Source organism: Streptococcus sp. F0442, assembly GCF_000314795.2.
Classification (GTDB): domain Bacteria; phylum Bacillota; class Bacilli; order Lactobacillales; family Streptococcaceae; genus Streptococcus.
Genome location: NZ_KB373314.1, coordinates 188,492 through 201,143 on the forward strand (window position 1 = coordinate 188,492; position 12,652 = coordinate 201,143).

General features: G+C 40.8%; 11 protein-coding genes. 5 read left to right on the forward strand and 6 right to left on the reverse strand.

Annotated elements, in window-relative coordinates; genetic code table 11:
- Positions 1 to 2: 2 nt before the first annotated feature.
- Together pta and mutY are read left to right on the forward strand one after the other, a co-directional pair.
- Positions 3 to 977, forward strand: a complete 975-nt coding sequence (gene pta, locus HMPREF9186_RS01065) for a phosphate acetyltransferase (protein ID WP_009730980.1) — start codon at positions 3 to 5, stop codon at positions 975 to 977.
- Positions 978 to 1,066: 89 nt separating this feature from the next.
- Positions 1,067 to 2,212 (forward strand): A/G-specific adenine glycosylase, encoded by a 1,146-nt coding sequence (gene mutY / locus HMPREF9186_RS01070; protein WP_037613850.1) that lies wholly within the window; start codon positions 1,067 to 1,069, stop codon positions 2,210 to 2,212.
- A 770-nt stretch (positions 2,213 to 2,982) separates the two neighbouring features.
- Here the strand turns inward: mutY and HMPREF9186_RS01080 are convergent.
- The 5 genes from HMPREF9186_RS01080 to HMPREF9186_RS01100 form a co-directional block, all read right to left on the reverse strand.
- Positions 2,983 to 3,330, reverse strand: coding sequence for a thiol reductase thioredoxin (locus HMPREF9186_RS01080; RefSeq protein WP_009730983.1), 348 nt, complete (start codon positions 3,328 to 3,330; stop codon positions 2,983 to 2,985).
- 107 nt (positions 3,331 to 3,437) lie between these two features.
- On the reverse strand, positions 3,438 to 5,153 hold the full coding sequence (locus HMPREF9186_RS01085; RefSeq protein WP_009730984.1) for a phospho-sugar mutase: 1,716 nt from the start codon (positions 5,151 to 5,153) through the stop codon (positions 3,438 to 3,440).
- Positions 5,154 to 5,304: 151 nt separating this feature from the next.
- Positions 5,305 to 5,865 carry an ECF transporter S component gene (locus HMPREF9186_RS01090; RefSeq protein ID WP_009730985.1) on the reverse strand — a complete coding sequence of 187 codons (561 nt, stop codon included), beginning with the start codon at positions 5,863 to 5,865 and terminating at the stop codon, positions 5,305 to 5,307.
- Positions 5,862 to 6,401: a phosphopantothenoylcysteine decarboxylase gene (coaC, locus tag HMPREF9186_RS01095; RefSeq protein ID WP_009730986.1), complete on the reverse strand. Its 540-nt coding sequence runs from the start codon at positions 6,399 to 6,401 to the stop codon at positions 5,862 to 5,864. Before coaC ends, HMPREF9186_RS01090 begins: the two co-directional genes overlap by 4 nt.
- Before the next feature lie 10 nt (positions 6,402 to 6,411).
- Positions 6,412 to 7,089 carry a phosphopantothenate--cysteine ligase gene (locus HMPREF9186_RS01100; protein WP_009730987.1) on the reverse strand — a complete coding sequence of 226 codons (678 nt, stop codon included), beginning with the start codon at positions 7,087 to 7,089 and terminating at the stop codon, positions 6,412 to 6,414.
- Positions 7,090 to 7,264: 175 nt separating this feature from the next.
- On the opposite strand from HMPREF9186_RS01100, the gene HMPREF9186_RS01105 reads away from it, so the two are divergent.
- Positions 7,265 to 8,935, forward strand: coding sequence for a formate--tetrahydrofolate ligase (locus HMPREF9186_RS01105; protein WP_009730988.1), 1,671 nt, complete (start codon positions 7,265 to 7,267; stop codon positions 8,933 to 8,935).
- A gap of 68 nt (positions 8,936 to 9,003) precedes the next feature.
- Here the strand turns inward: HMPREF9186_RS01105 and HMPREF9186_RS01110 are convergent, their stop codons facing one another.
- Positions 9,004 to 10,347: an MATE family efflux transporter gene (locus HMPREF9186_RS01110; RefSeq protein ID WP_009730989.1), complete on the reverse strand. Its 1,344-nt coding sequence runs from the start codon at positions 10,345 to 10,347 to the stop codon at positions 9,004 to 9,006.
- A 95-nt stretch (positions 10,348 to 10,442) separates the two neighbouring features.
- On the opposite strand from HMPREF9186_RS01110, the gene HMPREF9186_RS01115 reads away from it, so the two are divergent.
- Positions 10,443 to 10,997, forward strand: coding sequence for a GNAT family N-acetyltransferase (locus HMPREF9186_RS01115; protein WP_009730990.1), 555 nt, complete (start codon positions 10,443 to 10,445; stop codon positions 10,995 to 10,997).
- Positions 10,998 to 11,210: 213 nt separating this feature from the next.
- Positions 11,211 to 12,530 carry a branched-chain amino acid transport system II carrier protein gene (gene brnQ, locus HMPREF9186_RS01120; protein WP_009730991.1) on the forward strand — a complete coding sequence of 440 codons (1,320 nt, stop codon included), beginning with the start codon at positions 11,211 to 11,213 and terminating at the stop codon, positions 12,528 to 12,530.
- Positions 12,531 to 12,652 lie beyond the last annotated feature (122 nt).

Consider the following 12,652-nt stretch of genomic DNA (forward strand, 5'->3'; position numbering starts at 1 on the left):
TCATGGAAGTTTTTGAAAATCTCAAAGCCAATCTTATTGGTAAAAATGCTCGTATTGTATTACCAGAAGGTGAAGAGCCTCGTATTCTGCAAGCAGCAAAACGCATTGTCAAAGAAACAGACGTAACACCTGTATTGCTTGGGAATCCTGACAAGATTGGTATTTATCTTGAAATTGAAGGAATTTTAGAAGGATATGAAGTCATCAATCCTCAAACGTATCCCGATTTTGAAGAGATGGTAGCTTCCTTAGTTGAGCGACGTAATGGGAAAATGACAGAAGAAGAAGCCCGTCAAATCTTGAAAGATGACGTTAACTACTTTGGGGTTATGTTGGTTCATATGGGAATTGTCGACGGTATGGTCTCTGGAGCCATCCACTCAACAGCTGCAACCGTTCGTCCGGCTCTTCAAATCATTAAAACACGTCCAAACGTTAGTCGGACATCTGGTGCCTTCCTCATGGTCCGTGGTTCTGAACGTTACTTGTTTGGGGACTGCGCTATTAATATTAATCCAGATGCTGAAGGCTTGGCTGAAATTGCCATTAACTCTGCCATTACAGCAAAAATGTTTGGTATCGATCCCAAAATCGCTATGTTAAGCTATTCTACAAAAGGTTCTGGTTTTGGTGAGAGTGTTGATAAGGTAGTTGCAGCGACCAAAATCGCTCATGAGCTTCGTCCTGACTTAGAAATTGATGGAGAATTGCAATTTGATGCTGCCTTTGTACCGGAAACTGCAGCTTTGAAGGCTCCAGGAAGCAAGGTAGCAGGACAAGCCAATGTCTTTATCTTCCCTGGTATCGAAGCAGGTAACATTGGGTACAAGATGGCAGAGCGTCTTGGTGGTTTTGCGGCGGTTGGTCCAGTATTGCAAGGGTTGAACAAACCAGTAAATGACCTCTCTCGTGGCTGTAATGCTGATGATGTTTACAAACTGACCTTGATTACAGCGGCTCAAGCAGTTGAACAGTAAAAAAGAATTAGACTCAGGACTTCCCTGAGTCTTTTTATGTGCAAATCAGAATTCCTTTCCTCAATACGATTCTGTGGTATACTAGGAATATGATGGATTTAAAAGACTATGGGATTACCATGTGGGAAGAGGAAAAAATTGCCTCTTTCCGAGAAAAATTATTAGCTTGGTATGATGGCAATAAACGAGATCTTCCTTGGAGAAGGACGCAGGATCCTTATAAAATATGGATCTCAGAGATTATGCTCCAACAGACACGAGTGGATACAGTCATTCCCTATTATGAGCGTTTTTTGGATTGGTTTCCGACGATCGCTGATTTGGCTCAAGCTCCTGAAGAAAAACTCTTAAAGGCTTGGGAAGGCTTGGGCTATTACTCACGGGTCCGTAATATGCAGAAAGCTGCACAGCAAATCATGGAGGACCATGAGGGTGTGTTCCCAGCCACTTATGAGGCTATCTCTAAACTCAAGGGAATTGGACCTTATACAGCTGGTGCCATTGCCAGTATTGCTTTTGGCTTACCAGAGCCAGCAGTGGATGGCAATGTCATGCGGGTTTTAGCTCGTTTGTTTGAGGTGGACTACGATATCGGAATCCCGACCAATCGCAAGATTTTTCAAGCCATGATGGAAATCTTGATCGATCCAGAGCGTCCTGGTGATTTCAACCAGGCTTTGATGGATTTGGGCTCAGATATTGAATCTCCAATCAATCCACGGCCGGAAGAGAGTCCTGTAAAAGAGTTTAGCGCGGCTTATCAACATGGAACCATGGATCGTTATCCCATTAAGGCTCCTAAGAAGAAACCGGTACCTGTCTATCTAACAGCCTTTATTATCAAGGATAGCCAAGGGCGCTATTTGCTGGAGAAAAATGAGCGAGAAGGGCTTTTGTCAGGTTTTTGGCATTTCCCTTTGATCGAAGTGGGTAGCCTATCTGAGAACCTAGGCCAATTGTCACTACTGGATGGGCAGGGTCATTTAGTAGACAACCCCGAAATTCTCTCCTTTGAGCAGGACTATGATTTGGTCATTGATTGGCAGGATAGGTCTTATCCTATCGTTCAGCATGTTTTTTCGCATCGCAAGTGGCAGGTTCAACTTCGATACGGCTTGGTAAAAGAAGGAGAGCAATCAACCAGTGAATCGACTGTTTGGTTGCTACCAGAAGAATTTTCGGCCTATCCTTTTGCCAAACCCCAGCAAAAGATTTGGGAAGCCTTTAATAAATAAAGGTTCATCTCAATTTAGAGCATAAGTTTATGAAGAAAGAATAGGATTATGTAACTTATATGGAGTATAGACCAGATTATTCAGATAAAAATTTTATTGGACCTCGTAGTATATTTGCTAGTATTCTCTATTTTATATTAGCTTGTTTCAATTATTTTTTAGGTCTTGTATATTTCATTATCATTCGTCAATTATATACGAATCATGCAAACATCATTTCTATTCTAATTTGTTGTTTTATCTGTTACAATTTATTTTTCTTGATTCGTGAGTTGAATTTTAAAATCCTTCACTGGTGTGGTTACCACGCCTCACCAAAATATAATAGATTTGGCAGAGGGAGATTTCCTTTATTTAATAAAATAACAAGATCATATAAAATGCATTACATGAAAAGATCAAAGAAACACCAATTTCTATTCCTACTCAGTTATTTGCTTTATTTAAATTTATTACCCATCTGTACCTTTATATATTTTTATTTTATAATACATTTTAATATAACAGAGTTCAATAACGAAAATAAAATCTATTTTTGTATCATCTTCATCCTGTTATTTGTGCTAATCGCTATATTAGAATTACTTTTTAAAAGATATAGAAAATGGTATACAAAACATTTTAATCTTGATGATAGGCTAGAGGAGCATGAATTTCCAATATTTTTCTTAAAAGAAAAGGATATTTATTATAATAGTTCGATTAAAAGATTTTGACAATTTTTATTGAAAACGAAAAATAGCTAGAGAATCATCTCTAGCTATTTTTTCTTATAAATGAGCAAAGACTTTGATTTCTTCTTCTGACATAGAAGAGTCACAACGCACGCTGACTTTTCCGTCTTCTGTATGAAGGAAGCCTGGAACAGTTGGAATACCATAGGTAGAACGGAAGGCTTGCAAAGCATCAAGTTGACTTGGTTCTTCACTATTAATAAAGTAGATATGAGCTTTTGTTTCAGCTACGACTGTTGCTAGTTTAGCAGCGAACTTCCGGCAGTAAGGACAAGTCTTGCGTCCAATAAAGAAGGTCGCTGTTTCTTTTGTGTCGATAGCTTCTTGCGCACGCGCAACAGTGGTTACTTCAAGATCTTTAATATCTTCTAAAAATTGTTCCATGAGATTACCTCGCTTTCTTATAAATCTAGTATGCCATAAAGGACGAAAAAATGCTTTATTTTGATACGAAAAAAGATGAGATTGCTTGATCTCATCTTTTATCTTGCTCATTTTACAAAGGCATTGATTTCTGCTTCGATGTTAGCAATTTTTTCTTTAGCATCTGCTTCAGATTCACCAACTGTAGCGATGTAGAATTTGATTTTTGGTTCTGTTCCAGAAGGACGCACGGCAAACCATGAATCATCAGCCAAGATGTATTTCAATACGTTACTTGGAGGAGTTGTTAATTTTTCAACGCCGTCAGCAGTAGTAGCTGTTTGTTCTAAGAAGTCTTCTGTCTTAGCAATGTCAGTGTTGTTGAATTGTTTAGGAGCGTTACCACGGAATTTATTCATGATTTTCTTGATTTCAGCAGCTCCATCCACACCTGAAAGGGTAACAGAGATGGTCTTTTCTGCGAAGTAACCATATTGTTTGTAGATTTCTTCGATACCATCTGCCAAAGTCATACCACGTGAGCGGTAGTAAGCTGCGATTTCAGCAACGATCAATACGGCTTGGATAGCGTCTTTATCACGTACAAATGGTTTGATGAGGTAACCGAAGCTTTCTTCAAAACCGAGCATGTATGTGTGGTTGTGTTGAGTTTCAAATTCATGGATTTTTTCACCGATAAATTTGAAACCAGTCAAGACGTTAAACATGGTTGCGCCGTAGCTTTCTGCAATCTTAGTCACCAATTCAGTTGATACAATTGATTTACAAAGGGCAGCATTAGCAGGGAGTGTGCCTGCTGTTTTGTGGGCTTCAAGGATATATTTGGCAATGATTGCCCCAATTTGGTTACCGGAGAGGTTGAGGTAAGAACCATCTGGTTGGCGGATTTCGACACCAAGGCGGTCAGCGTCTGGGTCTGTTGCAACTAAGACGTCGGCATCCACTTCTCGACCAAGTTCTTCAGCAAGAGCAAAGGCTGCTTGGCTTTCAGGGTTAGGAGATTTAACAGTTGAGAAGTCAGCATCAGGAACCGCTTGAGCTTCAACAACTTGAACTGCTTCAAATCCAGCTTGAGCAAGGGCACGGCGTGCCAACATTTCACCAGTACCATGAAGTGGCGTGTAGACAATCTTCATGTCGCGACCGTACTCATTGATCAAGTCTTGGTTGATGTTAACGTCTTTCACTTCTTTAAGGTATTCGGCATCAACTGCTTCACCAATCACCTCAATTAAGCCACTGGCTTTGCTTTCTTCGAGGTTAGCTAATTGAACAGTGAAAGGATTCTCAATGGCACGGATGTAGTCTGTCAAGGCATCGGCATCTGCTGGTGGCATTTGTCCACCGTCTTCGCCATAAACTTTGTATCCGTTAAATGGAGCTGGGTTGTGGCTAGCAGTTACCATGATCCCAGCAAATGTGTGGAGATGACGTACTGCGAATGACAATTCAGGTGTTGGACGAAGGCTCTCAAATACATAAGATTTAATACCGTGAGCTGCCAAAACTTGAGCGGATTCAAAAGCGAACTCAGGAGAGAAGTGACGGCTGTCATAAGCGATAGCAACACCGCGTTTTTTAGCTTCCTCCCCTTTTGAGTCAATCAATTGGGCTAAACCTTCAGTTGCTTGGCGAACCACATAAATGTTAATACGGTTAGTACCAGCACCGATCAAACCACGCATACCTGCTGTACCGAATTCAAGGTTAGTATAGAAGGCATCTTCTTTGGTTTTTTCGTCCATTGCGACCAACTCTTCACGAAGGTAAGCTGGTAATTCAGCAAAGTCGAGCCATTTTTGGTAGTTTTCTTGATAAGTCATGCAAGCGTCTCCTTTTTGCTATATATTTAATCGCTTTCATTATAGCAAATTTTTTCAGAAAATTCTAGCGATAATTGTAAATCTTTTCAAAAATAAAGAGGGAATTTTGGATAGAAAAAAGGTCCAGACAAATCTGTCTCGACCTAATTTTCTATTTTAATTTTTCAAGGGATGGGACGACTGCACTAGTAATGAGTACTGTCGCAATGACTTCGATGAGTGAGTTAGTAGACACAATCAAGCCAAGGAAATTTTGAATTCCGCCTCCAAAACTGTTCCCAAAGAAGAAGTAAATCCCGCTTAAAACGAATACAGTATTGGTCATAGAACCGATCATCCCCGCTACCATAAGTCCTGTACGATTGTGGAACCATCGATAGACGAAATAAGGTGTTACCCCGATGAGAATACGTGGTACTAAAGCGATGAGAAGGGAGTAGAGATTTCCGTGAGGGACAAAAGGACTAAAGAGATAACTTGCTGGGGTTAAAACCAGTGTATTCATGGTGAGGCTAAAGAGTCCCATGAGTAGTCCTAGAATAGCACCTGTACGAGGTCCATAAATGATAGATGCGATCACGACAGGGATATGAACCAAGGTTGGTTGGATTCCTGATGGAACAAATTGCAGAATGAAGGATGTCACAAAATGAATGGTAATCATGACTGCAAAGAAGATGGCAATTCGTGAAATAGAAGATGATTTTCTCATAAACAATGCTCCTTAACGGCTTTTACAATAGATTCTACAGTTGCTAGAGCTCCAGACCCTTGATCGCCACAAGCGAGAGTAGCATGGCGAGGTTGAATAATCTGATAGCCGTAGTCTTGTAAGAGTTTTAGATTTCGTTGGGTAGCTGGGTGTTCCAGCATTTTTGTATTCATAGCGGGGGCTAGTAATTTTTTTGTTCTTTGAGGCAAGGCTAGAGCTGTACCTGTCACCATATTATCTGCTAGCCCCATGGCAAGTTTAGCAATCGTATTGGCACTAGCCGGTGCTACAAGAAAGATGTCCGTTTCTTTCCCGATGTCGATGTGCTCAATCCGCTGTGGATCCTCTTCAATCATGACATCTAGACCGACTGGATTTTTTGAAAGAACCTGAAGAGTTAGGGGAGTAATAAATTTTCTAGCTGCAGGAGTCATAAGAACTTTGACTTCCAGTCCTAATTTGGTTAGTTGACTGGTAATATCAGCTGCTTTATAGGCGGAAATACTCCCGGTAACGGCTAATGTAATCTGTGTCATATATTCCTTCTTACTCTATAAATCTTAGAATGGTTTCTGCGATTTCATTTTTGGTCGAGGCTTCTAGGACGCGATCATCTGTCACTAGATAGGCTTGATGCTGACCATCTTGTATCTTGGTAAGATCATTGGCTACAATCATGTTGGCATGATTTTTCACTAAACTTTCAAGTGCTACCTGAATCAATTCTTCAGAAGGAACAGCAACTAAGAGTTTAAAGCCAATCAGTTGAATAGAGGGATTCCATTCTTTGACAAGTGAAATAATCTTTGGATTTTTCTTTAGAAAGAGCACTTGATACTCTTCTTTTGAAGAAATCTTGGTTTCCTGATTCTTTTGTTGTAAAAATCTATGAAGATCTGGAGCTTTTTCAACAGCCTCAAGTCCAGTCATATAAACCGGTGTGTAGTCTGAAACAGCCATGGCATGAATCAAGACTTGATGATGTGGAACTTCCTTTTGCATGTGTGTGTGAAGCTCCTCGACATTATTGATGACTAGAAGTTTGAGCTGTGGGTGAGGTTGAGGTTTGAGGGCAGTAGGGGTTGTGATCAAAGTTACCTGATGGCCCTTTGTAAGAGCAGTTTCTGCTATGATTTTGCCCAGACTCCCAGTGGAATGATTGGTGATCGAACGTACGCTGTCGATGGCTTCGCTAGTCCCACCAGATGTAATTAAAATATGCATATGCTTATTTTACACAAAAAAGATACGTAAGTAAAGTTCTGAAGATCTAAAAAATAGCTATGGAAAGATATAAAATTTACATAAATAACGAACGTTTCATTCCAAATATGGAAAAACAATTTTATTTTCGCGAATTTTAGGTATAATAGGTCTATCAAATATAAAGGAGTCCCTTATGAAAACAGATATCGAAATTGCTCAAAGCATTGAACTTCAACCGATTGTGGATGTTGTGAAGAAAATTGGTTTGGAAGACGATGATCTTGAATTGTATGGAAAATACAAAGCAAAATTGAGCTTTGATAAGATTCGAGAAGTTGAGAAAAATCCGGTTGGAAAGCTCATTTTAGTCACTGCCATCAACCCGACACCTGCTGGAGAAGGGAAGTCAACCATCACCATTGGTCTAGCAGATGCTTTGAACAAAATTGGTAAAAAAACCATGATTGCCATTCGCGAACCTTCTTTAGGTCCAGTTATGGGAATTAAGGGTGGGGCTGCTGGAGGTGGTTATGCCCAAGTTCTACCCATGGAAGACATCAACCTTCATTTCACGGGTGACATGCATGCTATTACAACGGCAAATAATGCACTTTCAGCTTTAATCGACAATCATTTGCATCAAGGAAATGAGTTAGGTATTGACCAACGCCGGATTATCTGGAAACGGGTAGTGGACTTGAATGACCGTGCTTTGCGTCACGTATCGGTCGGTCTTGGTGGACCGCTCAATGGGATTCCGCGTGAAGATGGGTTCGATATCACCGTTGCTTCTGAAATTATGGCTATCCTTTGCCTGGCGACAGATATTGAAGACTTAAAACGCCGTTTGGCTAATATTGTCATCGGTTACCGCTATGATCGAAGCCCAGTTTATGTCCGCAACTTAGAAGTGGAAGGAGCGCTTGCCTTGATCCTGAAAGATGCGATCAAGCCAAACTTGGTTCAAACCATCTATGGAACGCCTGCCTTTGTCCACGGAGGTCCTTTTGCTAATATTGCTCATGGATGTAACTCTGTATTGGCGACGACAACAGCTCTTCACCTAGCTGACTATACGATTACAGAAGCAGGATTTGGTGCTGACCTTGGTGCTGAAAAATTCCTCGATATTAAAACTCCAAACTTGCCAACCTCACCAGATGCTGTCGTCATTGTTGCAACCCTTCGTGCTCTTAAGATGAATGGAGGAGTTAGCAAAGATGCTCTTGCACAAGAAAATGTTGACGCTGTTCGTGCTGGTTTTGCAAACTTGAAACGCCACGTTGAAAACATCCGTAAGTTTGGTATTCCTGCAGTAGTAGCTATCAATGAATTCATCACCGATACAGAAGCAGAAGTTGCTGCTTTGAAAGAATTGTGTGCTGAAATTCAAGTACCAGTTGAGCTTGCGAGCGTATGGGCGAATGGTGCTGACGGTGGGGTTGACCTTGCTGAAACTCTGGTTCAGACCATCGAAACCACTCCAGCTCAATACACACGCTTGTATGATAACAACCTTTCTGTAGAAGAAAAAATTGAAAAGATTGTGACGGAGATTTACCGCGGGACTAAGGTGAACTTTGAGAAGAAAGCCAAGACACAAATTGATCAAATTGTTAAAAATGGTTGGGACAAGTTGCCGATCTGTATGGCCAAAACCCAATACAGCTTCTCAGACAATCCAAATGCCTTGGGAGCTCCTGAAAACTTTGAAATCACTATCCGTGAAGTAGTACCAAAATTGGGAGCCGGCTTTATCGTCGCTTTGACTGGGGATGTCATGACCATGCCTGGTTTACCAAAACGACCGGCTGCATTGAATATGGATGTGGCTACTGATGGAACAGCCATCGGCTTGTTCTAATAGACGTCTTAAAAAAACAACTTCTGTTCAATGGAGCAGAAGTTGTTTTGCTGTTTACTAGTAACGTTTTATGGTGCAAGAAGCTTTTGTCTGGCTTTCTGGTAGGTAAACCACAGTTGAAGGGTCATTGGAATCCAAATCAAGGGCTCACAAAGGATGACTCCTATATAGCCTGTATGAGGGATAATCAAGAGCACAAAGAGAATTTTTCCAGTCAACTCAATAACGCTAGAGATCAAGGGGGGCAATTTGTGGCCAATACCTTGAAGGGTGTTTCCTAAAATTAAGAGACAGCCTAAAACTGGATAGAAGAAAGAGCTGATCTGCAGATAAAGACTGGCATTTGCGATTAATTTAGGATCGCTAGATCCAGATATGAGGCTTGTAAAGAAGGGGCTTGTAAAGAAGAGGAAAACTGCAACAAAAATGGACCAAATAAGAGAGAGGAGACAAGCTTGTTTAACGCCTTTTTGAATGCGTCGGAATTGTTTAGCACCAAAGTTTTGCGAGGTAAAGGTCGTCATACTTGTAGAAATAGCGGCCATTGGCAGAAGGGCAAAGGACATGATCCGGCGAGCTGAGATTTGAGCACTAATGATGGTCATTCCAAGCTTGTTGATAGCTGATTGCAAGATGACGGTTCCAATAGAGACAATCGAAGACATGAGGCCCATGGTCAGTCCTTGGCTAATCAAATCCTGATACAGCCTTTGATCCCAGACAAAATCTTTTCGACTTGGTAGAAGAAAAGGGACCTTTTTGCGGATATAAAAGAAACAAAGAAGTGCGGAGAAACTTTGAGCAATAATAGTCGCAATTCCAGCGGACTGGACTCCAAGATGGAGCTGGGTAATAAAAAGAAGGTCCAGAAGGATGTTGAGGATGGCGGCGATAATCAAGAAGTAGAGAGAGGCCAAGCTATCACCAACTGCTCTAAGAAGTCCGGCACAAAGATTATAGGCAAAGGTTACAGCCACACCATTCACAATGGTGGAGATATAGAGATAGGACTGAGCTAAAATAACAGAAGGTGTCCCTAAAAACTGAAGGAGAGGATAGAGTCCGACAGCACCGATAAGCATAACAAGGAGACTTAATACTCCACCAATCATAGCAGTTGCTGCAACAGATTTTCTTAATTGGTCTTCGTTTTTTGCTCCGTAATTTCTCGCAATAATGATGCCCATCCCATTGCTAACACCGACAGAAAATCCGACGATTAAATCAAAAATGGCAGAGGTCGCTCCAACAGCAGCTAGTGATCTTTGACCTAAAAAACGACCTACAATCATAACATCCGATATATTGTAGACTTGTTGGAAGATATTGGATAAGAGAATAGGGAAGGCAAAACTCAAAAGAGCTGGTAAAATAGGATCATCAGTGAGATTGACACGTTGAATTCTTTTCATAGTGCCATTATACCAACTTCACAAAACAGCGACAAGCGTCTTTGGTTGAATGCCCTTACATTTTTTGGTATAATCAGGGAAGAAACGGAGGCTTTATGAGCTTAACCAGCCAATTAATTACTGAAACATTTCCAGATTTGGATAAAGTCGAGCGGTTGAATATCGAGGCTTTCCCTGAAGAGGAACGGATTCCTTTATCAGAATACTTACGCTATACAGATAATGACGATGCCAATTTCTTTGCTTTTTATAACGAAGAAGAATTTGTTGGTTTTGCTTTCTCTATCTATAATCAGAAAGCTTTTTACGTCAGCTTCTTTGCCATCATGCCTCACTTACGGAGTCATGGGTATGGCCAAGAAATCATTGAAAAATTAGTCGAGTTTTACCAACGGACCATGCTCCTAGAGGTTGAGCGACTGGATGAAGAATGTGATAATCTAGAGCAACGTCAGGCACGGATGGATTTCTATATACGAAATGGCTTTAGAACAGCCAATGCTTTTCTTGAATACGACGACCTTAGTTTTGAGATTCTCTATCGAGGAGAGGGCTTCGATGAGGAGGCCTACCGTGATATCTTCCATAAACTGCAAGCAGAGAATTATTTTGATTTCCGCATCCAATACCGACGGTTTAGTGAAGATTAGATACAAAAAGAGCCTCTCTGTTTCTTGGCAGAGAAGCTCCTTTTTAGTTGATGGATGAAGAAGTATATATAATTCTATGGTAGCATCTTCTTTTTCTAATAATATACCTTGATTCATAAGTTGTTCCTAAATGCAATAAATCAGGTAAAAAGAATTGCCGTGGTGACAGAAAGCTGTTATACTAGAAAAGATTCAACATAAAAAGGAGAACATATGTTACGAAAAGGTTCCTTAACAGGTTTGCTGTTATTTGGTATTTTCTTCGGTGCAGGGAATTTGATCTTTCCACCTGCGCTAGGTGCCCAGTCGGGTAGCCATTTTTGGCCAGCTATTGCTGGATTTGTCTTATCAGGAGTAGGAATTGCGATTATTACCTTGATCATTGGGACGCTCAATCCTAAAGGCTATATTCACGAGATTTCACGTAAAATCGCCCCTTGGTTTGCTATCGTTTATCTGGTAGCCTTGTACCTCTCTATTGGCCCCTTCTTTGCCATTCCAAGAACGGCTACTGTTTCCTACGAGGTTGGAATCGCCCCCTTGTTAGGAAATGCCAATGGAGGACTTGGTCTCTTCATTTTTACCTTGATTTATTTCTGTTTGGCCTATTTGATTGCCTTGTATCCTTCTAAAATCTTAGATAGTATTGGTCGGATTTTAACACCTGTCTTTGCTATCTTGATCGTTGTACTGGTTGTCCTAGGTGCTCTCAAGTACAGTGGACACGCGCCACAAGTGGCAACAGCAGCCTACCAAGCATCTGCCTTTGGTCAAGGTTTCCTTGAAGGCTATAATACCTTGGATGCCCTTGCTTCAGTGGCCTTTAGTGTGATTGCGGTAACCACCCTCAATCAACTTGGTTTTACCAGCAAGAAAGAGTACATTAAAACCATCTGGATCGTTGGGATCGTCGTAGCCATTGGCTTTAGTATTTTATACATTGGCTTGGGTTACCTTGGAAATCATTTCCCAATTCCAGCAAAAGTGATGGCATCTGATGCCAATAAAGGTGTCTATGTCCTTTCAGAAGCGACCAAGGCTATCTTCGGTCCAGCTGCTCAAATCTTCCTCGCAGGTATGGTGACGGTGACTTGTTTCACAACAACAGCCGGTTTGATCGTGTCAACTGGGGAATTCTTCCATAACACCTTCCCTAAAATCTCTTACAAGGTCTATGCGACAGTCTTCACTTTGATTGGATTCTCAATTGCCAATCTTGGTTTGAGTGCCATTATTGCCTATTCATTGCCTGTTTTGATGGTCCTCTATCCAATCACCATTACTATTGTGTTGATTGTGATTGTAAATAAATTTACTCAACTATCAAAACCAGGAATGCAGCTGACTATGTTCCTAGTTAGCTTGGTTGCGATTGCAGATGTTCTTGCAAGCACCTTTAAACTTTCAGGCTTAGCTAACATCATTAAAACTTTACCATTTGCTGCGGAGTCTCTTCCATGGTTACTTCCAGCAGTAGTCGGGATTATCTTTTCTCTGTTCTTACCAAATAAACAAAGCGCAGAAGAAGAATAGGATTTGCTAGAAACTCTAAAGTTCCCCGCTTTAGAGTTTTTTTGATTTTGAAACTAGTAACGAAATGGATTCTTTAAAACCAAAACGTAGCAGAAATTTTTAATTTAAGGAAAGGCATGTTA